The 25,426-nt window shown below is 41.0% G+C and carries 22 protein-coding genes; 16 read left to right on the top strand and 6 right to left on the bottom strand.

Annotation, left to right across the window (positions count from 1 at the left end):
• Nucleotides 1–43: 43 nt before the first annotated feature.
• Complete coding sequence (locus tag H6G79_RS23355; protein WP_190590579.1) at nt 44–679, bottom strand: hypothetical protein; 636 nt, start codon at nt 677–679, stop codon at nt 44–46.
• A 667-nt stretch (nt 680–1,346) separates the two neighbouring features.
• Here H6G79_RS23355 and H6G79_RS23350 point away from each other — a divergent pair.
• From H6G79_RS23350 to H6G79_RS23295, 12 genes are all read left to right on the top strand, one after another.
• Nucleotides 1,347–3,695: a bifunctional serine/threonine-protein kinase/ABC transporter substrate-binding protein gene (locus H6G79_RS23350; RefSeq protein WP_190590580.1), complete on the top strand. Its 2,349-nt coding sequence runs from the start codon at nt 1,347–1,349 to the stop codon at nt 3,693–3,695.
• Between the two features lie 110 nt (nt 3,696–3,805).
• Entirely contained in the window at nt 3,806–3,961 is a 156-nt protein-coding gene (locus H6G79_RS23345; protein WP_190871195.1) for a hypothetical protein, read from the top strand.
• A gap of 227 nt (nt 3,962–4,188) precedes the next feature.
• Entirely contained in the window at nt 4,189–4,674 is a 486-nt protein-coding gene (locus H6G79_RS23340; RefSeq protein WP_190590582.1) for an ATP synthase subunit I, read from the top strand.
• A 247-nt stretch (nt 4,675–4,921) separates the two neighbouring features.
• The gene (gene atpB / locus H6G79_RS23335; RefSeq protein ID WP_190590583.1) at nt 4,922–5,686 is read left to right on the top strand and encodes a F0F1 ATP synthase subunit A; all 765 of its coding nucleotides are present in this window, start codon (nt 4,922–4,924) and stop codon (nt 5,684–5,686) included.
• 150 nt (nt 5,687–5,836) lie between these two features.
• Nucleotides 5,837–6,082, top strand: coding sequence for an ATP synthase F0 subunit C (atpE, locus tag H6G79_RS23330; protein ID WP_015112744.1), 246 nt, complete (start codon nt 5,837–5,839; stop codon nt 6,080–6,082).
• Between the two features lie 176 nt (nt 6,083–6,258).
• Nucleotides 6,259–6,690, top strand: coding sequence for a F0F1 ATP synthase subunit B' (locus tag H6G79_RS23325; protein ID WP_190590584.1), 432 nt, complete (start codon nt 6,259–6,261; stop codon nt 6,688–6,690).
• A gap of 286 nt (nt 6,691–6,976) precedes the next feature.
• Nucleotides 6,977–7,546: a F0F1 ATP synthase subunit B gene (locus tag H6G79_RS23320; protein ID WP_190590585.1), complete on the top strand. Its 570-nt coding sequence runs from the start codon at nt 6,977–6,979 to the stop codon at nt 7,544–7,546.
• Complete coding sequence (gene atpH, locus H6G79_RS23315) at nt 7,546–8,100, top strand: ATP synthase F1 subunit delta (protein WP_190590586.1); 555 nt, start codon at nt 7,546–7,548, stop codon at nt 8,098–8,100. Before H6G79_RS23320 ends, atpH begins: the two co-directional genes overlap by 1 nt.
• Before the next feature lie 149 nt (nt 8,101–8,249).
• Nucleotides 8,250–9,770, top strand: a complete 1,521-nt coding sequence (gene atpA, locus H6G79_RS23310; RefSeq protein ID WP_190590587.1) for a F0F1 ATP synthase subunit alpha — start codon at nt 8,250–8,252, stop codon at nt 9,768–9,770.
• A gap of 80 nt (nt 9,771–9,850) precedes the next feature.
• Entirely contained in the window at nt 9,851–10,798 is a 948-nt protein-coding gene (locus tag H6G79_RS23305; RefSeq protein ID WP_190590588.1) for a F0F1 ATP synthase subunit gamma, read from the top strand.
• Between the two features lie 200 nt (nt 10,799–10,998).
• Nucleotides 10,999–11,301 (top strand): hypothetical protein, encoded by a 303-nt coding sequence (locus tag H6G79_RS23300; RefSeq protein ID WP_190590589.1) that lies wholly within the window; start codon nt 10,999–11,001, stop codon nt 11,299–11,301.
• Nucleotides 11,289–11,525, top strand: coding sequence for a hypothetical protein (locus H6G79_RS23295; protein ID WP_190590590.1), 237 nt, complete (start codon nt 11,289–11,291; stop codon nt 11,523–11,525). Before H6G79_RS23300 ends, H6G79_RS23295 begins: the two co-directional genes overlap by 13 nt.
• A gap of 241 nt (nt 11,526–11,766) precedes the next feature.
• Here H6G79_RS23295 and H6G79_RS23290 read toward each other — a convergent pair whose 3' ends face one another.
• The 3 genes from H6G79_RS23290 to H6G79_RS23280 form a co-directional block, all read right to left on the bottom strand.
• Nucleotides 11,767–12,315 (bottom strand): hypothetical protein, encoded by a 549-nt coding sequence (locus H6G79_RS23290; RefSeq protein WP_190590591.1) that lies wholly within the window; start codon nt 12,313–12,315, stop codon nt 11,767–11,769.
• Between the two features lie 791 nt (nt 12,316–13,106).
• Nucleotides 13,107–16,322 (bottom strand): glycoside hydrolase family 15 protein, encoded by a 3,216-nt coding sequence (locus H6G79_RS23285; RefSeq protein ID WP_190590592.1) that lies wholly within the window; start codon nt 16,320–16,322, stop codon nt 13,107–13,109.
• Nucleotides 16,323–16,698: 376 nt separating this feature from the next.
• On the bottom strand, nt 16,699–17,064 hold the full coding sequence (locus H6G79_RS23280; protein WP_190590593.1) for a hypothetical protein: 366 nt from the start codon (nt 17,062–17,064) through the stop codon (nt 16,699–16,701).
• Nucleotides 17,065–17,480: 416 nt separating this feature from the next.
• On the opposite strand from H6G79_RS23280, the gene H6G79_RS23275 reads away from it, so the two are divergent.
• The 4 genes from H6G79_RS23275 (at nt 17,481) to H6G79_RS23260 (ending at nt 23,752) form a co-directional block, all read left to right on the top strand.
• Complete coding sequence (locus tag H6G79_RS23275) at nt 17,481–17,753, top strand: ribbon-helix-helix domain-containing protein (RefSeq protein WP_190590594.1); 273 nt, start codon at nt 17,481–17,483, stop codon at nt 17,751–17,753.
• Nucleotides 17,753–18,109: a type II toxin-antitoxin system PemK/MazF family toxin gene (locus H6G79_RS23270; RefSeq protein ID WP_190590595.1), complete on the top strand. Its 357-nt coding sequence runs from the start codon at nt 17,753–17,755 to the stop codon at nt 18,107–18,109. The genes H6G79_RS23275 and H6G79_RS23270 overlap by 1 nt, the downstream gene beginning before the upstream one ends.
• A 547-nt stretch (nt 18,110–18,656) precedes the next feature.
• Nucleotides 18,657–20,009, top strand: a complete 1,353-nt coding sequence (mgtE, locus tag H6G79_RS23265; protein WP_190590596.1) for a magnesium transporter — start codon at nt 18,657–18,659, stop codon at nt 20,007–20,009.
• A gap of 1,334 nt (nt 20,010–21,343) precedes the next feature.
• Nucleotides 21,344–23,752: a di-heme oxidoredictase family protein gene (locus tag H6G79_RS23260; protein ID WP_190590597.1), complete on the top strand. Its 2,409-nt coding sequence runs from the start codon at nt 21,344–21,346 to the stop codon at nt 23,750–23,752.
• Nucleotides 23,753–24,045: 293 nt separating this feature from the next.
• On the opposite strand, the gene H6G79_RS23255 is transcribed toward H6G79_RS23260, so the two are convergent.
• Nucleotides 24,046–24,492: a DUF1269 domain-containing protein gene (locus H6G79_RS23255; RefSeq protein WP_190590598.1), complete on the bottom strand. Its 447-nt coding sequence runs from the start codon at nt 24,490–24,492 to the stop codon at nt 24,046–24,048.
• A gap of 205 nt (nt 24,493–24,697) precedes the next feature.
• Nucleotides 24,698–25,387: an SDR family NAD(P)-dependent oxidoreductase gene (locus H6G79_RS23250; RefSeq protein WP_190590599.1), complete on the bottom strand. Its 690-nt coding sequence runs from the start codon at nt 25,385–25,387 to the stop codon at nt 24,698–24,700.
• Nucleotides 25,388–25,426: the final 39 nt, after the last annotated feature.

Here is a 25,426-nt window from a genome sequence, read left to right as displayed (position 1 = left end):
AAAGCCTATTGAGTTTTATCTGATGTGCGTTACTAAATGTTGTTTAATTGGCAAGTTTCGTGGCTTGTGGAGTTTCTGCTTGAAGACCAGTAATTTTTTCTAACTGCGATCGCATTTCTCTACCAGTACCTCGCCCAACAAATATCCTTAAGTAATCCATACTTCGTTGTTCCTGGCTCGTATCTTCGGGAGTAGCTGATGCGTAATTAATTTGAATTTCCGAAATTTTTTTATTTGGAGTTAATAGGAACCCAGTAATTCCAAATAAAAGTGTATTGACAACCCTTGCATCAGTATTATCTTTTTCATCTTCCCGATATTCAATTCGGCTAATTTCTTTGGGAGAAATCTGTATTATTTGAGTAGATTTTTTATCATTGATTATTTCTAGTTTCTCGCCCATTTCTTGGTAGATTGTAACTCCTATTTCATTCACGTTAACTTTGCAATTTCCTCGTTTTTCTAGGTCATTTTTATTTAAAATACAGTCACCTTTTTTTCCTGAGCGATCATCCAAAGATATAGGTACTTCGTAACCCTGACATCGAGAATTTAAGGGAAAACTAGAACATAGTTGGTATAACTTTTTTGCATTTAAAGCATTGACTGGAGCAATAAAAACAGACTCCAATAACAGCAGAGGAAACAATACGCCCGCAGCCATTTTACGTTTTGACATAGCTTTCAAAAGAAGAGATATTGAGATGAAATATTTCATTGATATTTTTTGACAAAATCTAGCCCAGCTTTGGCGAAAATGCCAAAGACTAAGATCGCAATCTGCCATGAAAGCGACTTTTTGGTGAGTTGGCTCATATTTCACATCGAACTTGGAATAACCCAATTAGAAGGTATTCAACTTCAGTCAAGCCAGTTCAATTTCGGTTCTTCTTCTCACTGGACTAAATCTGAACTTGACAAAAGCTAAATAATATGTGCTTTAGATAAGTAGCCATCATGAACTGCGTACACAAGAAAACATGAAAAAGTCTTTCCCTTACACATCTACACCCCTACACCCATTTTTCAAGTCAGGTCGGCGTGAATAATTATCATTGAAATAAAGCAAAGAACAGGGAGTTTCTTAGCTGAGGTAGCAAGGTTTTGAGTCTTGTTTACTTTTCTTCACGCAGTTTATTTTTACTGTGCCGACTTACTTAAACTCAAATATTTTAAGTGTTTTAATTTACAGGCAACAATGATTATGGGATTTTAGAAGATCAATAGCATTAGAAATTTCCGAAAAATAATGTAGAGATCAAGCAACGCTCCATCTCTACAAGGTTTCTGGATAACCCGTATTTAAATTCGGTCTATATCTAATTATTTGCTTCTCACCTAAATTTATGTTGTACTGCATTAACCCCGATTGTTCACAGCGAGAAAATCCTGATAATTGTGCGGTATGTCAAAACTGTCAAACGCCGCTCATCCTGCAAAATCGCTACATAATTAAACAGCCGTTGCAGGTTGACAAATATCGCTATACAGAAATATTTGAAATTGAAGATTTACTTGATAATAATAAACTTAAGATTCTGAAATCTTTAAAGCAAGTTACGCCAAAATTATTACGCCTATTTGAACAAGAAGCATCAATACTAATAAGTTTGCGGCATCCTGGCTTACCTGTTGGAGAAATTTTATTTCCCTTAGTTTTAAATACAGGTCGTCAATTACGCTGTTTAGTAATGGAAAAAATACCTGGAGAGAATTTGCAAAACTGGTTATCTCGCAATCATTATGTAAAATCTTATAAAACTGTCATTAATTGGCTGAAGCAATTAACACAAATTCTCCAATTCGTTCATGATAACCAATTCTTTCATCGGGATATCAAGCCTGCAAATATTATGCTTTGTCCCAACGGCAAACTGGTTTTAATTGATTTTGGCACTGCCCGTCAATTAACACAAACTGTGATTAATAATCAGGAAATAACCGTAATTATTTCTCCGGGTTATACTGCACCTGAACAATGCGAAGGTCATGCTGTACTTCAGTCAGATTTCTACGCATTGGGACAAACTTGCGTTTATTTACTAACAGGTAATAACCCAACTAAGGCTGATCATAAATCACACAATTGGTATAACAATATCAAAGATAAACAAACCCCAAAAAGATTAATCGAGTTAATTCAGACGATGACAAATTCTCATCCTCATCGTCGTCCGGCAACAACTCAAGTTATTCTTAATAAAATTAGTCAAATTGAGACAAATTCACAAATTCAATGGCGAAAATTTTTACTAATTGGTGCTTGTGGCGCTTTAGTCATTCTGGGAACAAAATGGCTTTATAAGGCAGTTACTACACTGCGGACTTGCGACTATATCGAAGGCGATCATCTTAGTTGTGGGGAAGAAAGCTTAATTCCTCAAAGTTTTTGGCAATCTAATCAACCTCCAGCAACCAAGCAATTAGCCATTGATGAATATCGGAGCAAAAATTTTGCAGAAGCAGCGCGTTTATTTGAAATTGCCTTCAATAAAGAAACCGATCCAGAAACTCTCATTTACTGGAATAATGCCAAAATTCAAACACAATTTCCAGGCAGTAAAATTCACACCATCGCAGCAGTAGTCCCCTTAGAACGTAGTACTAATGTTGGTTTAGAAATACTGAGAGGTATAGCTCAAGCTCAGACTGAGCTACTAAATAAACAACCCTCCCTACCTTTAAGAATTATCATTGCTGATGACAGTAATCGAGATAACAGCAAAGCCGGGAATAATGCTCGCAAAGTTGCCCAAAATTTAGTAAAATACGAAGACTTACTGGGAGTTTTAGGTCATTACAGTAGCGACACAACTAAACAAGCTTTACCTATTTACGGCCTAGCACAAATAGTTTTAATCTCTGGTAGTAGTACTTCCACTAATCTCAAAAGTCCTTTTTTTTTCCGTACTATCCCTAGCGATCGCATTAGCGCCCAAAAAATTGCCGGCTTTTTGTTCTCGCAATTCAAACAACCGAAAGTAGCAATTTTTCTGAGTGAAGAGAGCGAGTATACCCAATCTCTATCAAAAGCTTTTCGAGAAGAGGTAAAATCTCTTCAAGGTAAAGTTCTTGACCACCAATCCAGCTTTAATCTCGCAACGGATAGTTTTGATGCCGAAAAAGCTTTAAATCAAGCCCAAAACCAAGGTGCAACCGCCATTTTATTAATTCCTGATGCTGGGGTCGGATTGTATAATGCAATTCCCCATGCAATACAAGTAATTGAAGCAAATGTCAACGGATTGCAAATTGTTGTAGGTGATAGTCTCAACAGATCAGACTTACTGACACCAAGTAAAGTTATATCTTCACCAGCAATCGAACAAACAGTATGGTCGATCGCCTGGCATCCCATAAATAACATTAACTCCCCGTTTGCACAGCAAGCTAAAACCATCTGGCGAATCGATGACAAAACCTTCTCCAGTAATACAAAAATCACTTGGCGAACTGCAACTAACTACGATGCAGTCATGGTAATCAGTAAAGCCATAGCTCAAAAACCGACTCGGTTAGGTATTCAGCAAATTTTGGCAGACAAGAATTTTGCGGTTATGGGGGCGACTGGCATAATTCAATTTGAGGGGAGCGATCGCCAAAATGCTACAGTCACAATACTTTCTATCCGGCGCAAGTGCAATTCTAGTGATTTTGTTTTTGTCCCAGGCGATCGTCCTCTAAAATGCCAGTAATCCTATGTACATAGAGAATTAAAGAAGTCACGTTTACTTTCATCGGCGAAGCGGAATGAGCAAGCAAGCAATTTTGGCCAATCTAATGTAAATTAAGAATGTACACAGCAATGCCCTTTTCAGTGGGTAGTACAAACTCAACAGGCTGGAGTTTAGCTAAATTCAGCTTTGGTGTGATGTCTAACGACAAGACGTTCTGCGTCTACGCTCTTCAAGCACCAACTAATTTTCTCAACGCCAGCTTTTCCGAAACATTCAATAGGTGATTACACAACGCTTCTGGAGGTCACTTAATTATCTGAAGGAAAGGCAATTCTGCAATAATTAGGGATTTTTTAGGCGATCGTATGACATCCTCACTTGGCCTAGTTCCTAAATTCACTCTTTGCGTGTGCTGAGAGTCTGTTTGTGTTGCGTTTGGGTAAAAAACAAGAAGTTAATTGTTTTTTTCTAAAGTATTGTTACCAGATCGTGATATGATTCAGCTGACTGAATGTGCAGTCATAATAAGTTAGCTGTACTGGTTTCAAGTCCCGTGAGCTTGTCAGAAGAACCAATTGCGCCCCCTCCGACAACACAACAAGATGCTCCATCTGGTTTTGAGGACACAGAACCAGTCAACACTTCTATGCAGGAGTTCTATCAACTCTATCAGAAGTTGTTGGTAATCACACTTGTTTTGACGGGGATTATATTTATCTCTGTGTGGATTTTTTATTCACTAAACATTGCCCTGAATTATTTAATTGGGGCGTGTACAGGTGTGGTTTACTTAAAGATGCTGGCTAACGACGTTGAGCGATTGGGTGCTGAGAAAAATCGTCTAAGCAAAAATCGTTTTGCTTTATTTATTGGGTTGATTATACTAGCAACTCAATGGAACGATCTACACGTAATGCCCATTTTTTTGGGATTTCTTACATACAAGGCCACGCTCCTCGTCTATACGGTGCAAACTGCGTTCCTTCCTGATTCTTAAAACAGTGAACAGTGAACAGTGAGCCAGCGCAGTCTTGGGGGTCTCCCTCATGAGCGACTGGCGAACCCGTAAGGGTGAACAGTGAACAGGGTTGTGGTGTGTGTAGAAGCGCACACAAATGATGTAAGGGACTTTAACCCAACAGACAAAACTGACAACTGATAACTGACAACTGATAACTGCTTAACAGTCAGGCTCACTAAAGACAATACACCCATCCTCGCTCGTTGGGGAAAATGCTTGAAGAATGCAAATGCTTAGTGTTTTAAACGCCTTTAATTCTTTTCCCCTCGCCGAATTAGAAGTAGGTCAACATTTCTACTGGCAATTAGGCAACCTCAAAATTCATGGGCAGGTTTTTCTCACCTCCTGGTTCGTGATTGGCGTTCTGGTAATAGCTTCATTAGCTGCTACTCGGAACATACAAAAAGTTCCCAGTGGTATCCAAAATTTAATGGAATACGCTCTGGAATTTATTCGTGATCTAGCAAAAAACCAACTTGGTGAGAAAGAGTACCGCCCTTGGGTACCATTTATTGGTACATTGTTCTTGTTTATCTTCGTATCGAACTGGTCAGGTGCTTTAATTCCCTGGAAGCTCATCAAGCTGCCATCTGGTGAATTAGCGGCTCCTACCAATGACATTAATACGACGGTAGCATTGGCACTGCTGACTTCTCTTGCTTACTTTTATGCAGGTTTCAGCAAACGTGGTTTGGGCTACTTCAAGAAATATATAGAGCCAACACCCGTATTGTTGCCGATCGCCATTCTCGAAGATTTCACTAAGCCCCTCTCCCTAAGCTTCCGTCTTTTCGGTAACATCTTGGCGGATGAATTAGTTGTGGCGGTATTAGTGCTGCTCGTGCCTTTATTTGTACCTCTGCCTGTAATGGCCTTGGGTTTATTTACCAGTGCCATTCAAGCTCTAGTGTTTGCTACCCTAGCAGGGGCATACATTCATGAGGCAATGGAAGGACACGGCGGCGAAGAGCATGAGGAGCATCATTAAAGCCCTCAGTTGTTAGCACAGTTCTGACGAGCATCAAAGCTCAAAACGTCGCAAACTGCGATTTGCGAGAACTCGGTGCAGCGTGAAAAAACACGTCTTTACTAGTTAATTTACTTTTGTAGTTCTGTACTTAAAGCAAGGAAAATCAAAATGGATCCATTAGTTTCTGCTGCTTCAGTTCTGGCTGCTGCTTTAGCAATTGGTTTGGCTGCGATCGGCCCTGGTATTGGACAAGGTAACGCTGCTGGTCAGGCAGTAGAAGGTATTGCTCGTCAACCAGAAGCAGAAGGTAAAATTCGCGGTACTCTGCTATTAACCTTGGCGTTCATGGAATCTTTGACCATCTACGGTCTAGTAATCGCGTTAGTACTATTGTTCGCTAACCCCTTCGCATAAGACCTGAAAGTTTTTGTTTTGTAGAGACGTGAGCTATCACGTCTCTACAAACCAAATTTTGGGGATTAATTGGTTCTGATGTAGGCTGACCCTTGTGGCTATGGGTCTCTAAAATACGAAAGGTTGGATAACGTTGCTAGCCATGAAAACTGCTACTCCAGCCAAAGAGGAGAGAAATGTTTGATTTCGATGCTACTTTGCCCTTTATGGCATTGCAGTTCCTGCTGTTGGCAGCCTTGTTGAATGTAATTTTCTATAAGCCACTGACCAAGGTACTGGATGAGCGCGATAATTACATCCGCACCAATACCCTTGAAGCCAAGGAACGTTTAGCCAAAGCCGAACGCCTAACTCAAGAATATGAGCAACAACTAGCAGAAGCTCGCAGACAATCGCAAGCGACTTTAGAAGCGGCTCAGGCTGAAGCTAAGAAAATTACTGCCCAGAAAATTGCTGAGGCGCAACAAGAAGCTCAAGCTCAACGAGAAAAAGCTTCTATTGAAATAGAGCAACAAAAGCAGGAAGCTATGCGTTCCTTAGAACAACAAGTTGATGCTCTCAGCAGGCAGATCCTAGAAAAACTATTAGGGCCGAGTTTAGCTAGATAAGCTAAAAATGACTGGTCTGGCAAAATCTACGCGCAACTGGGCATTTGTCCCAGAGCGCCTAATTTAAGTGTCAGCCAATTTTGGATTTTAGATTGCCGATTTTGGATTTACAGTGCCAATTTTTAGGTTGCAGATTGATAAATTACTCAATCAAAAATGAAAATCTAAAATTTAGGTGGTGATAAACCAAAAAATCTAAAATTTAAAATCTAAAATCTAAAATTCGTAGCACTTTTTTCCTACGGGAAGACAAAACTTAATTAGTAAGCGAGCAGCGCACCTGTAAATGGCTATCATGGGCATTTTCTTCTTACTTGCCACAGAAGCTCAAGCTGTTCACTCTGAATTGGCAGAAGGCGCAGCAGAAGGTGGTTTCGGTCTAAACCTAGACATTTTAGAAACCAATCTCATAAACCTAGTGATTCTGATTGGCATACTATTCTACTTTGGACGCAAAGTTTTAAGCAATATCCTGAACGATCGCAGATCCAATATCGCAACTGCCATTCAGGAAGCAGAACAACGCTTAAAAGAAGCACAAGCTTCTCTTTCACAAGCACAAGAACAGTTGACCCAGGCTCAAGCTGAGGCACAGCGCATTCGCCAAGCAGCCACAGACAGCGCCCAGGCAACTAAGCAAGCTCTGTTAGATAAAGCAGCACAAGACGTAGAACGCTTGAAACAAACAGCAGCAGCAGACTTGAATACCGAAAGAGAGCGGGCGTTAACCGAATTGCGGCAGCGAGTAGCCGCTTTGGCACTACAGCAAGTTGAATCACAGCTGCGCTCTGGTGTAAGTGACGATGTTCAACAGGCACTAATTGACCGTAGCATCGCTCAGGTGGGAGGACGGTAATGAAAAGTAACATAGAAACAGCCGAAATCGCCCAGCCTTACGCACAGGCACTGATGTCAGTAGCACAGTCTAAAAATCTGACAGAAGAGTTCGGTAACGATGCGCGTGCCTTACTAGACTTGTTGCAAAATTCTCAACAACTGCGGAACTTTATTGATAACCCCTTCATTGTGCCTGAAACCAAAAAAGCGGTGATCAGCCAAGTAACGGGTGAAGGTGGTAATCCTTATTTACGCAACTTTTTGCTACTTTTAGTAGACAAACGACGCATCTTCTTCTTAGACCAGATTTTAAAACAGTACTTGGCATTGCTACGGCAGCTGAATCAAACTGTGTTAGCAGAAGTAACTTCTGCTGTTGCACTCTCACCAGAGCAAGAAGAAGCCATTAAACAGAAAGTCATTGCTATCACCAATGCGCGTCAAGTAGAACTTGAAACTAGAGTAGACAGCGAATTGATTGGTGGTGTGATCATCAAAGTCGGCTCACAGGTAATCGACGCTAGTTTACGTGGTCAACTACGTCGCTTGTCTTTGCGTTTGACTAACGGCTAGGGGCAGAAAATTTTAGATTTTAGATTGCCGATTTTAGATTGAAGATTGTTCTAAATCTAAAATCAAAAATTTAAAATCCAAAATTGATTCACTCAGCATTTCGATATTGATTACTATTTCTTCCGTGTTGCAAAAGAAAAACATACACCATGAGCATATCAATTAGACCTGACGAAATTAGCAGCATTATTCAACAGCAGATCGAGCAATACGACCAAGAAGTCAAAGTTGCTAACGTTGGTACCGTTCTGCAAGTAGGTGACGGTATTGCCCGGATTTATGGTCTGGAAAAGGCTATGGCTGGGGAACTTTTGGAATTTGAAGATGGCACCATTGGTATCGCCCAAAACTTAGAAGAAGATAACGTGGGTGCGGTACTCATGGGTACAGGTAATAGTATCCAAGAAGGTAGTTCTGTGAGAGCTACTGGTAGAATCGCCCAAATCGGTGTCGGTGAAGCCTTAATTGGACGGGTTGTTGATGCTTTGGGTCGTCCCATCGACGGCAAAGGCGACATCAAATCCAGCGAAAGCCGCTTGATTGAATCACCTGCACCCGGTATCATTGCGCGTCGTTCTGTACACGAACCTATGCAAACCGGGATTACCGCTATTGACTCCATGATTCCCATCGGTCGGGGTCAGCGCGAGTTAATCATCGGCGACCGTCAAACAGGTAAAACTGCGATCGCAATTGACACCATCATTAACCAAAAAGGTGAAGATGTAGTTTGCGTCTACGTAGCCATTGGTCAAAAGGCTTCTACCGTAGCTAACGTAGTTCAAACCTTACAAGAAAAAGGCGCACTCGACTACACAGTAGTAGTTGCAGCTAACGCCAGTGACCCAGCTACCTTACAATTCTTGGCTCCTTACACCGGAGCTACCATTGCTGAGTACTTTATGTACAAAGGCAAAGCTACATTGGTAATCTACGACGACTTGTCCAAGCAAGCACAAGCTTATCGCCAAATGTCCTTGCTACTCCGTCGTCCACCCGGACGGGAAGCTTACCCCGGAGACGTATTCTACATTCACTCTCGCTTGTTAGAAAGAGCCGCTAAACTCAGTGATGAGTTGGGTACTGGTAGCATGACTGCGCTACCCATCATCGAAACCCAAGCAGGTGACGTATCCGCTTACATTCCCACCAACGTAATTTCCATCACCGACGGTCAGATTTTCTTATCTTCTGACTTGTTCAACGCTGGTATCCGTCCAGCTGTAAACCCTGGTATTTCCGTATCCCGCGTGGGTTCTGCGGCACAAACCAAGGCAATGAAAAAAGTTGCGGGTAAGATTAAGCTGGAACTCGCACAGTTTGATGACCTCCAAGCTTTCGCGCAATTCGCTTCTGACTTAGATAAAGCTACTCAAGACCAATTGGCACGGGGTCAACGCCTGCGGGAACTGCTCAAGCAGTCTCAAAACGAGCCTTTGTCTGTAGCTGAACAAGTGGCAATTCTTTACGCTGGTATTAACGGTTACTTAGATGATATCCCTGTAGATAAAGTAACCACCTTCACCAAAGGCTTCCGCGAATACTTGAAGACTGGTAAGTCTACTTATTACGGAGCAGTACAAAGCAAGAAAGTACTAGGTGATGATGAAGAAGCCGCATTGAAGGCTGCTTTAGACGATTACAAAAAGACCTTCAAAGCATCAGTGTAATTAGTCATTAGTCATTGGTCATTGGTAATCTCTAATGACTGATGACAAAGGACAAATGACTAAGGACAAAGGACAAAAATATGCCTAATCTTAAATCAATACGCGATCGCATTCAGTCGGTCAAAAACACCAAAAAAATCACCGAAGCCATGCGGCTAGTAGCAGCAGCGCGGGTACGTCGGGCGCAAGAACAAGTGCTGGCAACTCGCCCCTTCGCTGACAGACTAGCGCAAGTTTTATATGGTTTGCAAACCCGCCTGCGGTTTGAAGACGCAAACCTACCTCTACTGAGAAAACGCGAAGTCAAATCAGTCGGCTTGTTAGTAATTTCTGGCGACAGAGGTTTGTGTGGTGGTTACAACACCAACGTCATCCGTCGTGCAGAAAACCGCGCCAAGGAACTCAAGGCAGAAGGTATCGACTACACATTTGTATTGGTTGGTCGTAAGGCTACCCAATACTTCCAACGCCGCAACCAGCCTATCGATGCTACCTACAGTGGCTTAGAACAAATCCCCACCGCAGAGGAAGCAAATAGAATTGCTGACGAGTTGCTGTCTTTGTTCCTTTCCGAAAAAGTAGACCGCATCGAATTAATCTACACTCGTTTCGTCTCCTTGGTGAGTTCTCGTCCTGTAGTTCAAACCTTGTTACCTCTTGATACCCAAGGTTTAGAAGCAGCCGACGATGAAATTTTCCGGTTGACAACTCGTGGTGGTCAATTTGAAGTCGAACGGCAGAAAGTCACTTCTCAAGTTCAGCCTTTAGCCAGCGACATGATTTTTGAGCAAGACCCAGTACAAATTCTGGATGCCTTGCTACCCCTGTACTTGGGCAACCAATTACTACGGGCATTACAAGAGTCAGCCGCAAGTGAACTAGCAGCGCGGATGACAGCTATGAGTAACGCCAGTGATAACGCTGGTGAACTAATTAAAAACCTATCGCTGTCTTACAACAAAGCCCGACAAGCCGCAATTACTCAAGAACTCCTAGAGGTTGTCGGCGGTGCAGAAGCACTGACCTAGGAAGAACTCAATTGTTAACTATAATTAATAGCTAATTGCTGGTAATTTTAAAACTAGCGATTAGCTATTTGTGTTTTTGAGGATGTGTGAATAAAAGAGTGTTAGTGTTTTTAGCAAAAATACAATATTTTTAGAGTGTGATTACAAGTTTTATCAGTTAGGTTGAATCTCTGTGATTTTCATAAAAATGAAACATTTCCATGAAGTTTGAAATTTCTACGCCTCTTGGCTTTACAGTGAGAACATCCGAAGAATATTGGCAACGTTTGATTATCAAGCATCCTGATATTGAAGAATTGGAGGAGCTAATCAAATCAGCTGTTGCTACACCGGATGAAGTTCGACGCAGTAGCCGAGATGCAGAAGTATTATTGTTTTATCGGGTACTACGAGAAAAACGTTGGGTTGTTGCGGTTGCGCGGCGCTTAAATGGAGATGGTTTCCTGATAACAGCCTACCAAACCGATGCAATTAAGGAAGGGGAAACAGTGTGGCTCAAATAAAGGTGTTTTACGAACCAGAAACCGAGCTATTAAGCGTATTTTGGCAAGTGCCAAGAAAAAACCAAATTGCCACGGAGCTTGGAGACGGGGTAATTTTGATTAAAGATGGGGTGAGTGGTGAGCCAATTGGTTTAGAAGTTTTGTCTTACCGTCCTGGAGATAACCGCTTTGATGCTGTGAGTCTTGAGCTAGGACAAATGAGTTCGATGCAACCAGCAAGCTAATAATCTTCATACAGCGTCTTTGCTGCAAAGCTGCTATTACTCAGGAACTCCTAGAGGTTGTCGGCGGTGCAGAAGCACTGAGTTAGGGACAAGTCAATTCTTAACTACAACTAATAGCTAATTGCTGGTGATTTCAAACTAGCGATTAGCTATTTTTGCATTTGAGAATTTTTTAATATTGGAGTTTATGGAAAAAAGTGCTTTATTTGATTAGTTGGGAAACACTATATAAAATAAATAGTCAATTCTTCTCGTCAATTAACCATTTACCGTCTGAATTACGTACAAGTGTAATTCGCCCATATTTATCAAAATGCTTACTACCATCTTTCTTTAGATACTTTAATTTAGCATCTACAATAGCTTTATATTTGCCGTTTTCAACATATTTGCCGTTTTCAACTACTTCCATAGACTCAATTTCTACAGAATCAACCGTATTCCACCACTCTGTATAGTTGCTGTAATTCATATTACTTCTTTGTATATGAAACTCAGGACTGAGCATAGCCCAGGCCTCTGTATACTGGCGATTATTGATAAGTTCGTAATATTCTTGAACAGCTTTATTTGGAGAAATTTCATTATGCTTGACAGTTTTTGACTCAGCATTTGCACTTGAACACTCATCTTTTTTCTTGACTGCACAATCAAGAGTTTCTGTGACAACATATGTTCCAACTGTTGCTGCTAAAAACTTAACTATTCCGCGACATGAAGAAATAGTAGGAGTTAAAATACAAACAAGCAATATTAGCATTAATCTAGATGATTTTATTGTGATATTCATAAATATTTTTACAAATCGCAATAACATTGAATAGTTAACACATACGTTAATTATGTATCATAAAGACTAAAAAATAGCAATAACAAACTTAAGTCAGTCGATGCAATAAAACCAAACTATGTAAAGAAAAGTAAATCAGGCTCAAATGCTTTCTTCCCCTACTCCCTACCTTATTCCAACAATAATTATTTAAACAGACCTACTTAGGCATTTTTTTGTTATCCTCAATAGGATGATTGATATTAGTAAAATTGCTATCTTCTATAGATTAGCTGGAACGCAGTGTAAACCAATATTATTTTGTAGTTAATTTACCATTCTTAAACTTCTATACAAGAATTTATTGTTTACTAAAATCATTGATGTTGGGTTACGACGCAAAATTGAATTGTCTGTTTAGTCTCAAGATTTTTCGTGCGTTTCACCCAACCTACACAATAATTACAAAACTCTTGATTCTCTCTGCGTCTTTGCGCCTCTGCGTGAGAAAATTCATCCCGTATTTATGCAACATTTTACATAAAATCAGCGATCGCACCACTCAATCGTTAAAAGCAAACTACAGTGCTGAGTGATGAGTAGGTTGGGTGGAGGCGCACAAAAGATATTGGCAGCAACATGATAAATATAAATCGCGCCATAACCCAACACAAAATCATCATATTTTTGGAGGATATTTCAACAAGTGAAATAATTGCGTTGTGAATTTTACTCATTGAATTGAGATATTTTCGTTGTTGAAAGTTTTGCGGTTTTTTTCAGAGTATTTGTTGGGTTTGCTGTATTACCAATTAACTAGCTTTAACTTCTCCAAATTGTGTTAAGAATCTAAAGGCTTTGAGAATATAAGTCGCGCAATCTTGTGGTGAAGTATTGTAAAAAGACCGCCACGCATTTGCTTTATCTTCATCATAGCGATCGCCGCGTTCGGGATGTGCATCTAACCATGCTAAACGTACAGCATGACCAATTAACACATCTAAGACAATATATTCTTCGATTTGCAAGTTGGGGTTTTTTGCGGCGATCGCACCTAGTTCCATTAATGCTTCAATATTAACTTGGCGATATTCTGGCGCTTCGATTTTATTTAATAAATGTTCCACTCGCAAAGCAAAGTTCTTTTCACCAGCCGTCATTTCCGATAACATCAATTCGCTATCTAAACGATTACGGCGTTCTAGTTTGTCACCAATGACTAAGCCTTTACAATGTTGCATTAATAGCCAAACTTGCTGAAAGAAGTTTTTCGGGACGCGGTTAATAGCCCCTTCGGCTTTGCGGAAGCGTCGCCAACCACCCACCGGAACTTCGTCGATTTCTTCAGTAATGGTTGGTTGCACTACCCATTCAATATCACTTTCTTTTTGCTTGACGTGTAATGATTCTTGCTGGCGTAACAAGTTACTCATCCCTGTGTAACCAGTTAACACCTGACGCAAGCGCATTTTAATTTCAAAGGGCGAAATTTCCATTAACTGTTCGTAGGCTTCATCTTGGGTGACACGTAATTCTCGTGCTAGTTCGCTGGTAATTAATAAGATGAGATAGCCGACACGCAAGGTTAACAGTCCTTGAAATAATTCCGACTCTGAGCGAATCAAAGTCCCCAGATACAGTATGATTTCTTGTGTCAGTACGCGATCGCGGATATCCTCACGACAGAAGTTATTAATTTTCTCGGCAATTTCATTGGGAGGCATTGGTACAGTAATTAATGATGCTTCGCTGTACGCCCTCCCCACAGCTGCTTGCTTACCCCGAATCAAAATGCTGGTGACTGCATCTGATAAAGCAATATCCACCATTTGCAATAAACCCGCAGCCCGACGGACAATTGCCCAGATACCTAAATCACCGGCTTTGATATACACTTCATTTAGCAAATCTCCGACTGTGACGCGAGTATTAGGGCCGCCAAATCCTGTATCAAAGTCTAATCCTTGCAAACGGGTTAAAGTCTGCAATAACTCAATTTGTTCATAAAGATTTTCTGAACCCCGCAGCGAGGAAAGCAATAATCCCAAATTGGTTTCACACTCCATTTGAAATTCTTGGGTATGTTCTAAGCGCCCACTCTTTCCAGGATGATAAGCCAAGTAACAGCAATGGGGTGCAGCATCGTGCATTGCTGACTGATAAAATTCCGCATCTTGCAGAAAATCTATTCTTTGAATAGCACCTGTCAGCATTAATTGATTCAGTCTGCCTAGTTTGACACGTACACCATTGCAAACACCATCTTTGAGTTCTTGCATTAATTCTAATAATGCTTCCGCACCAATTTCTAACATGGTGTGAGTCAACATTAAAGTTAAAATTGGACGACCTAAATCACTCCAATATTTTTGAATATAAGCAAGTTCGCTTCTGATTTGATCAACTAAGAAATGGTAATCAAGGGTTAAATAAAACTGTTGAGCATCTAAAAATGATGGCAAAAATACTACGGTTTCACCACATATACGAAAAATGCGCGATGTGTTTAAACTCCGCAATCTTCTGGCTGGTCTTCCTGTTAAACCTAGTTTATCATTGCGACCAATTTGGGTGTAAATAGTTGATAGTTCTTCAGCTTTTCTAACTTGAATTGGTTCTATTTGCTTGGGGGTTTGAGTTTCAATGCCATGCACTTCTAGTTTTGCTTGTAAGTCATCATCTTCGGCTAACAAAGCAATTTGGACAAGAGCTTCCCGGCTTTTACCAATAGTTAAATATCTCCCTAATGGGTCAATATCCCCAACCGCCAGTAAACCTTCACTTAACATTAACCCCAGAAAATATAAACTTTGCGCCCAGACTAAGGGGATGTTTTCATTAGGTAAACGCTTTTGACTTTGGGGCGTGATTTTTTCGGCTTCGATGTTTTCCGCAGGCACATAATATAGTTCTGGTAATAAATGATAACCGTCCCGTTCTACTAATAATGATTCCAGAAGTTCTTGATATTCTTGGACTTGCTTTTGATCATTACGAAATAGTCCATCAAGTAATAAATAAGTGAAAAATAACGGCCATTCGCATTCAATATCTTCAAATTGCTTTAGTTCCCAAGGTTCGTAGTGTAGACGCTGGTTATCTTCTAAAACAGTTTGATGTCCGTCACGTAAAAAGCGTCTACAGCCGTATTTACCTTGGAGTTTGTTGATGATATCGTTAAAAGTGCGTTCGCGCAGATTAATATCCTCCACCGCAAACGCCGGATAGCTAATAATACTCAACAGCGCCGCATCAATTTCTTTAGAAGCCGATTCTCGCGGTAATAACGATTCTAAAGTACTGCGGGCGCGGGCAATTTCATCAGGTAGCACATGAATTACCGATGCTTGACTTCCCCGCAACCCAAATAAATCGAGTTCATTAATCGCCTCTAGTGCAGCTTTCGCCATTCCCACAGAACTAGCGTTTAACTCTGCACTACCATGATTGATTTTATTTCCCCGTTCCCAAATACCATAATCTGGTGTGCGGTAAGCGCGGCCTATATAGTAAACCAAGTTCTGCACAAAGTTTACTTCATCAATCGTATAAATAATCTGCAATCCCGAAGCTGTCATTTGCGCCAGCATCAATATAAATATAGATGTGGCATCCAGTTGCAAATGTCCCCACTCATCATCACCGACTACAATATCACCAGTCGCCGTGTTGTATTTGGCGTGTAACCCATCCAAAGGTGACTGGGTATGTTTAAAGCGTTCGACTTTATGCGCCTGTCGCATCATTGCAAACAGCAACCCACGCATTAGCTTAATCACGCTGTGTTCTAATTCGTAAGTGTGTCCTTTGTCTTCATCAACTTTGCGATACGCCAGCGCCAAACCCCAAACCGCTAAAATGCTGTAAACATTGTCTCTCACCCAAGCATCTGTATAATCACCGTGAGCCGTAATGGCTGTACTCGCAGGTAGCAAACCAGTAATCGGATTTTGCCGCACTAAGATAATTGTCTTGATTTGCTGGTAGTAATGCTCTAGTCGAGTTTGTAATTCGGTAGCTGTTTTCATACTCATTAAGGGATGCTTGCAGAATTCCAACCTATAGTTGTGAAGAGAAGGGTTTTGTAATGGACGCGGGGATTTACAGCCAAGAGTAGCAGAGACTACTTATTATCTCGCGTTAGTAGCCATTTAGTTACACAGTTGTGAATGAATTCTCACTGAATCAAAATGTTTTTCACTGGTAAGGCATCTGGTGAAAATGAAGGGAAAGACTTAAAATCTTAGGTTCTAGAAAGAAATTGTGGTAAGACAGAATCAAGTTTTGCCGATTTACACTGTTTACACGACAATTTTATTATACTGCGATCGCAACTCGATGTTGTAAGTAAGTCGATATGAATCGCCAGTCTTATTCCAACTACCACCATTTAAGCCCCTCTATTTACTCCCATTCTAGATATTTACATTTTTCATCCTCCACAAACTTACGCAAACTCTGTAAGGTTTTGAGTTTATAGGTGGTGTTTATGTATTCTTCCTTCGACGGTGAATTACCCAACGTATTCAGCACATCATCACTTTCTTGAACAATTGCGTCTCGCAAGAAGTCACTAAACTTTCTCCGGTTTCCACCCTCAAGAACAATGGCAGAAACTTTCACAGTTTCTCCGTCAGGTTTCATCTCTATTTCTTGAGATTTAGCAATGTTGGCAAAGCCTGATTTTTGCAGCCATTCGTAAAAATCGTCTGAAACATCCACTGTATCAATTGTTTCTTTGGCTTGTGAGTAGAATGTGACATCTAGCATTAGCCTTCCTCCAAATTAGAATAGTACGCCTTGAACTTTATGCCGATGGTTCACCCAAAAAAGTGAGTGTTTCAGGCAAAGTCACAAAAAAAATTTTATTTTCTGCCAAATTACTGACTATCACCTACAAATAACTCTTCCTACTTAAGTAGTACATAGAAGTGGATTTCTCGTCCAGATGCCTAAGATAGCGATGGAATCGGGACTTTTAGTTATGGCTGAATTTTGTAAATCAATGTGTAATGTGAACATACCTTTGCGGAGACAAAAAGTCTTTTCTATTACTGATTCGGTACTACTGTGGGCGCAAAATTTTGGTTGCTACATGGTCTTCGGTAGAACTCCAAGGGTCGGAGTGCGATTAAGAGTGATATCATAGAAGTCGTCACTGAAGACATCAAAATAATCATCACTACATGAAAGCCGAATCCGTTCGCACTACACTGGCAATACCACGAGAACTTTTAGAAGCAACTGACAAGGCAGTTTTAGAAGGCAAAGCAAGAAGTCGTAATGATTTTATGGTGCAAGCGTTACGTCGAGAATTAGCAGCACAAAAACGAGCCGCAATTGACGCTGCTTTAACAGAAATGGCCTGCGATCCTGACTATCAAGCAGAAGTACTCAAACTAGAGTCTGAGTTTGCTGCTGCTCAGTGGGAGGCTTTTCTGTTAGAGGAATCCTTGTAATGAGAAGGGGTGAGGTCTATGATGCTCGCCTAGAATCAACTGAAGGTTCAGAGCAAGGAGGGACTCGCCCAGTAATTATTGTCAGTCGTGATGCAATTAATTCGTCGAGTCCAGTTGTTTTAGCCGTTCCCTGCACTACGTATCAATCAGGTAAGCGAGTTTATCCAACCCAGGTGTTAATTTTAGCACCCGATGGCGGACTCAAGCGAGATTCGATCGCAATGGCAGATCAAGTGCGGGTACTATCTAAAACCCGCTTTTTGCGTTTAAGAGGCGCAGTTTCGCATTCGGTAATGGCTCATTTATCTCAGGCTTTGTTGATAGCCTTAGATTTACCTATCCCAGAAGAAGAATAATAAAGAGTAGGTTGGGTGGAGGCGCACAAAAGATATTGGTAACAAGGTAAATCTATGATTGCGCCGTCACCCAACTGTTGTAAAAATACTTAAAATGTGCTGTGTTGGGTTACACTGCGTTTCACTCAACCTACAGAAATAGCTTGATCCTTCTGCCTCCTGCCTCCTATGATAGCTCTACCCTGAGTCTTCAAACAAACACTAATGAGTCGATGTAAATATTTTGACTTTGTGAAGTTTGCCAGCAAACCTCTACATTTGCTTGACACAAATTTTAGCAATAGTACAATCGACACTAGTTAACGAAAAATCAGGGTAATCAATAGTGTACCTGTACTGAATATCACAAACTTAGTACGTGGTTACTGAAAATTGATTCAGATCGCACTATTCCAAGTTAGGATGATCAGTTAGCGATGCCTTGATTTGGCAATCGATATTGAGTTGTTGAAATTTTATGGACAAAAGTCCACAAGACGGCAGTACGAACCTCCTCTAAGCTAGTGAGCGTGTCTCTCGGCGCGGGGGAGGCACATAGGAGGTATTCATGCTTACACAGGACATTCGTGATTCACTGTTCAATGTCTCTGATTTAAATCAGTTGAAGTGCGACTTAAATGGGTTACAACCCGTAGATGTCGGTGAATATATTACAAAATTACCAGAAGAACAGAGGGCGATCGCTTTTCGGCTGTTAAATAAAGCCCAGGCAATTGACGTGTTTGAATATCTACCCACAGAAGTGCAGGAAGAACTGATTAACTCTCTGCATAATGTCCAGGTAGCGCAAATTATGGAGGCGATGAGTCCTGATGAACGGGCGGAATTATTTGATGAATTGCCGGCTGGGGTAGTTAAACGCCTAATACAACAACTCAGTCCCGAACAAAGACAAGCAACCGCTACAATTCTGGGTTATCCCGAAGGTACAGCAGGCCGGGTAATGACTACAGAATATGTGCGTTTGCAAGAAGGTTTAACTGTTGGTGAAGCCTTAAGCAAAATTCGCCGTCAAGACGAAGATAAGGAAACAATTTACTACGCCTACGTTACAGACAATAACCGCAAACTTGTCAGAGTCGTTTCGTTGCGTCAGTTATTGTTTACTTTTCCTGATGTTTATATTCGTGATATATCTAGCGATCGCGTCATCAAAGTTAAAACCGAAACGCCCCAAGAAGAAGTCGCCCAAATCATGAAGCGTTACGACTTAATCGCTATCCCAGTAGTTGACAGGGAAGATCGGTTAGTCGGCATCATCACCATTGATGATGTAATTGATATTTTAGAAGAAGAAGCCACCGAAGACATCCAGAAATTAGCCGGGGTGAGTGGTGATGAAGAAGCTTTATCTGCGCCCTTAGTTACCATTCGTAAGCGCCTACCGTGGTTATTGGCAATTATGGGATTATACATTGGTGCGGCAAGTGCGATCGCTCCTTTCCAATCGGTAATCGCGGCTGTACCAGTCTTAGCTGTCATTATGCCAATTTTCTCCAACACAGGCGGGACTGTGGGTATTCAAGCCTTAACTGTGACAATTAGAGGCTTGGGTGTCGGCGAAGTCACACCCAGAGATACTTTCAAAATTCTCCGTAAAGAAGTGCTGGCAGGTTTAGGCACAGCAGTCGTTTTAGCTATCACCATGATGGCACTATCAATGATTTGGGCGAAACCTCAAGAACGCTGGGTTGGTGTGGTTGCAGGTACAGTCATGGCGACTAATACACTAGTGGCTGTGACTCTCGGTACTCTTTTACCAATGGGTTTAAAACGCCTGAAGCTTGACCCTGCATTAGTGAGTGGGCCGTTAGTCACAACTATGCTAGATACTATCGGCTTTTTAACTTTCCTGACGTTAATTTCTGTAGCTTTGCATGTTTTTCACTTACCCCAGTGATCGAACACATCTTAACTTAATGTAAAGTTTAATTTCATCACCCAAGAAGTTTGGTATGATATTTTATCGTTAGGACTTAAGTAAACAGCTTTTTCAACTCTATTCCCTCCGTTGCCTCTGTGTCTTCTATCAAACCCCAGTTATTGGGTATTCCTGTAGAGTAAGCGAAGCCTCTAGCGCATCTAAGGTTTTCGCACTCTGCATATAAGTCCTGATTTTAAATATATTGATGACTCTGACATCTATCGTTTTGGGGTAAATAGCAAATATTGAACACCCCAAATTTGCTACATCAATAGTATTAACGCAAACATTCAAGTTTAAATCTCTCAACAGTGTGAGAACATCGCCGTCTCATACAACAGAGATTTGATTGAGAATATATGCAGCTTGGTTTTAAATCTCTATCTTTACAAGCGCAATCTAGAAAAGATTGAACTTCTTCACTACTAGCTTTTCCTCAAATTACTTCTTGAGAATCCTTCCTAATATTAACTATTACTAAATATTTAGTAGTGAAATTTTGTTAAATCTATTTACTAATAGAAAGTTATGTGCTGTTGAGCAAATTAATTCTAGATCAGCAAAATGTATCAAATTTGATAACACATAATATTGATGACAAGTCAACCTAAAGATATACAAAGTTTAAATATTGAAGCTGAGTATATGAGCTTTATTGTGTGCTTATATTGCTTGAAGAAATTCACCAACAATTAGGGATAAAGTGTCTTTATCTCTGTTATGTTATGTACTGAGGTAATTCATTTAATTTTGATAAAACTATTGTCTGGCAGGTCATATAGTTGGCCCAATGAAGTTATATAAAGGCAAGGCATATTAGCTCAGAGCCTTGATTTTGAAGCATCATAGCCTAATGCCCAGAGTAAATGTCAAGCACATAAGCATTTACTCTATAGCTGCATAACTCTTTCTTAATGATGCTTTCTTTAAACTTTTTTTTAACTTCATGATGAAAATAACTGAATTTTAAAGATTACATAAACTAGGCTTTAGCGTCACATTAACTTCATAGTGTCTTGATTTATTTGAGACAGTTTATGTAGAAATATTTAACAGTATATACTTAATAAAAATTTCCTTTTAGTTTGAAGTTGTAGTAATATACAGTGTAATTAGTTACTCAACTATTTGCGAACTTAAGTTCTAAAGTATTGGGATCAATACTTTGCTTGATTTCTTCGTACTTGGTGACGAAAAAGTTACAGTTCCTCTGCGGAATCTGTAGCTCTGGAATTGTATTACTCCTAATGCGAAATAGATAGCCTTGAGTTTGTATTACTCAAATATTAAATAAGCTTGGAACTTAGTTAATGCGAAAACAACGAAGATTCCTTTTATTAATAGTGGGTTTATCGTTAGGTCTGTCGGTACTGATAGGCTATATCAACCCACAAAAAGTCTTTGGTCAGATTGCTCTGCCCGATGATGCAACTTTAATTGCACGGCGCAGACAAGAAGTTGCATCAAACTTCGTAGTTCAACCTCCTACTCGTACTCTGCGTCCAGTAGAACGTGTACGTCGTGATACCTTTGGCGATGTAGGGCTTGACCCAGTAGATACTTTGGAAGAGTTGGATAGATTGGTTTATCCGTCCATCCCAACATCAATTCGGGAAAGAATTGTGGAAGGTTCTACCTTCTTTACTACTCCCAACCGAATTGAGGATGGTTTTGGATCAACCTCTATGCAAACTCGATGTGCGGGTTGTCACTTAAATAACGTTGAAGCAGTACCCAACGAAGGACTATTGACTGGTACTTCTAACGTTAGTAGAGCTGGCAGAACAACTCCCACTCGGTTCAGTATCGTATCAGGTAATACCCAAACAGGTGGTAGAGCGCCTGGAAGCCGTTTAGATCCGGTTGAGCCTGATGGTTCTGTTGACTTAAGTCGTCTAAGTCTAGCCTCTAGTGGCGAGTTAGATGCAGTCAACAACACAGGAAGAACCGCAGCCTTTACGGTATTTGGTGACTATTCCGCATCAGCGAACGTTTTCGACCCCCTGAATGGAAATATCAACCGTGTAACAGGGTTTGGTCAGAACTATAGTGGTTTCTTGCAACACGTCCGCCCAGCAACGGAACAACTAAGAGCAAGATTTGGGATAGATTGCTTCCCAGATGCTATTCCTAGTGTTTCGGAAGATAGAAACCTCGCTAACTTCAACCGGACTACACAACAAAGTGCAAGTGGCTTTAGACGTGCTATTAGTGAGTTCGCAGGGCCTCCATATATTGGTCGTGGGTTGATAGAAGCGATTCCCAACGTAGATATTACAGCCGCTTCTGACCCCACCGATGCCAGAGGCGACAGATCCTCACTGAAAACCGCTTTATTCCAATGTACCGGTGATTGCGTTACAGGTCAGGTCAATACAATTCCTAGCAATATACCTGCAGCACAACAGCAACAAAGACAAAACGAACTTCTCGCTACAGGGGTAGGTCGTTTTGGTCTACGGGCGAATGGTTCCGAGATGTTGCAGTTTATTTTGGGTGGTATGTTCGGTAGTTTGAGCATGACTAACGTGTTCTCTCCTCTAGAACAAGTTATTGCTGACCCAGCTATTGCTCCTTACAATCGCAACTGTCGAAATGAAGTAGCTGATGGGCCTGCACCTGATCAGTTTGAGCTATCTGTTGCCACACCATTTAACGAACGTAACTTTATCCGTTCAACAGCTCCCCCAGAATTTGGTAGAGACTTGTTGGCTGTCCTGAGAGCTAAAGATCCTTCTAGACCTTTACCTGGTAACAATCCAGCTGCTAGAGTCCAAAGAGGGGCGCAATTGTTTGGTATCGACTTAGTTGCCTTTGCTAACCGGACGATTCCCGGTAAGATGCCTAGAAGCGGCAGCGATGGTTTAGATCCGAATGCGATTAACCAGAGCGATCGCATGGTTGGTTGCGTTAACTGCCACACTCCCATTCAAAGAACTGGTTTATCTCCTGCTAATGGCGACCCATCCTTGGGGCCAGATGCCCAAGCACTTGTGGATGCTCTCAGCTACCGTTGGGCTCCTCTATTCTCTGATATCAACATCCACAGAGGCCCAGTCATTGACGCTGAAAGATTCTCCCCAATTCCACGCGATCCATTCCTGGTTAGCCGTGCTGAGGCTTTTGGTCAAACATCTGGTGGTAACGTTGCTACCTTCATGACCTATGATTTGATGCGGAACTTTGCTAGTGATTCCTTCACTAACCAACAAGGTACTGCTCTTGGTGATCAGTTCCGTACACCTCCTCTGGCTGGTATTGGTAGAGTTGGCCCTCCATTCATGCACGATGCGCGTATCTTCTTGAGCGCACTTAACCGTGACACTACACCTGCGGGTACTGTAACAACCAACAGAGACGTGACTAATGAACCTTTGGTTGTTCGCAACGTAGACGAAGCACTGCTGGCTGCAATTGAATTACATGATTTACCTGCACCTGATGATGCTAGGACTTCTACTCTGCCAGGTGGCGGATGTCCTGTACCTCCAAATGTAGGTGGTAAATACTCTAACCAAATTAGTTATGATGGCAGTCTGACCAGCAGTGATCCCATTGTTATCGACTACGGCACAAGACCTCAAGATGTCATTTGCCCACCATATAACAGTGCGCTTTCCAACACTAACCGAAGTGAAGCAAAAGAAGTTATGGCTCGCTTCCGTTCTCTCACACGCGATGATCAAAGAGCAATTATCGCTTTCTTGAGACAGTTGTAAGGCCTCTTTGTTTGATCTGACATTGAGTGTTTGAAGATTGAATTACAGGGACGTTTGCAAAACGTCCCTTATTTTTTGTTTTTAAGGGGTTGCAATTATTAAAATCCCCGGCTTTTTGAAAAGTCGGGGATGTGTGAGCTTTGATAATTGGTTTACTGGACTACTAGTACAACAAGGCAAAAGTAAAAGGTCAAAAGGAAAAAGAAAGAATATTCATAACACAAGCTTTCTAGCAATTTCTTATGGTCGGTTTATTTACGCCGAACTGTACTAGTCTTTCCCAGTAGAATTAGTTAGACTTTTTGAGGAGTTTTCTTTAGATAATCAATTTGCTCTTTAGATAGAGTTGTTCTAATTAACTTACCTTCAAATCGATGAAATTCTGCAATGATTTTTTCGGTATCGGCATAGTTAATCAAAACAAATATAGCCGATGAATTAGGGGTTAAAGCTGCTTCAACTTCGGTTAAAAAACTACTGTTAAACACACTTTCTTTAATGGTAAGAGAGCGATGAAAAAAAGTTGCGCTAATGATCCCACCCCAAAGCTCATTACTCAGATCACCAGGTTTAACTAAATCATGATAGGGTTTAACCCTGATCCTACCCTGTGCATTTTTTGTAATGACAACCGCATCTTCTAAATCAGCTAAATGCTCTTGTTCCAGTTTTAGTAGTTCTAGAAGCATTTCATCTGCTTTATATTTATCATTAAAGCTGATTACCGCTAATTCACTCATACTATTTCTACGATAATTTTTTATACTTCTTAGCTGTATCCACTTTTACCCTAGAAATTACTTGTTGTTAAGGTGTGTAGGATACAAAACAGAAATATTTATGACGGTAATGGAGTGAATGAGTCAGTAACCAACTGTGAAAATTTGAACTCTGCAAGCACGAATTTTTTATGTAGATGCGGCTGATAACTGTCCATTCACCATACTAAAATGTTTCCACCCAAGGGCGTAATTCTACTTCCCATGTCCAAGCACTGCGGGGTTGACGGAGAATGTTAAGGTAAGTTTGAGCGATCGCATCAGGATCTAGTAAACTATCTGGTTTATCGGGGGCTTCTTGTCGTATGTCTGAACGAATCCCACCATCAATAATAAAGTGTGCTATGTGAATATTCTGCGGTGCGAGTTCCCGCGCAATACTCTGCACTAAACCCCGCAAAGCAAATTTCCCCATCGCAAAGGGCGCAGAACGTGGATAACCTTTGACACTAGCCGACGCACCTGTAAAGAAAATTGCCCCTTCGCCTAATTTCAACATTCTTTTAGCGGCGGCTTGTGCTACCAAAAAGCCACCATAAGCAGTAATATCCAGAGATTTTGCCACCTCGCTGGGGTCAAGGTCAATTAACTTACCTGTAACTCGGAAACTTGGATTGTAAACTACAACGGTTGGCGCTCCTAACTTTTGTTCTACATTGTTGAACAGTTGGTTGACATCGTTTGGTTGAGAAGCATCACAGGCAAAACTAACCGCGCCAATCTCTTGAGACAATGTACTCAGCTTATCAATTTGTCTTGCAGCTAACCCAACCTTCATCCCTTCAGCAGCGAACAAACGCGCTAAGGATGCACTCAGTCCATTACCAGCACCAACAATTAATGCAGTGGTTGTCATTGAGTTTATTTCTCCAATTCAGATTGCAAGTTTAATTTA

It is taken from the genome of Anabaena sp. FACHB-83 (assembly GCF_014697485.1).
Classification (GTDB): Bacteria; Cyanobacteriota; Cyanobacteriia; order Cyanobacteriales; family Nostocaceae; genus Nostoc_B.
The sequence above is the reverse complement of the archived record's forward strand: the minus strand, read 5'-3'. Positions and strand labels throughout refer to the sequence as shown.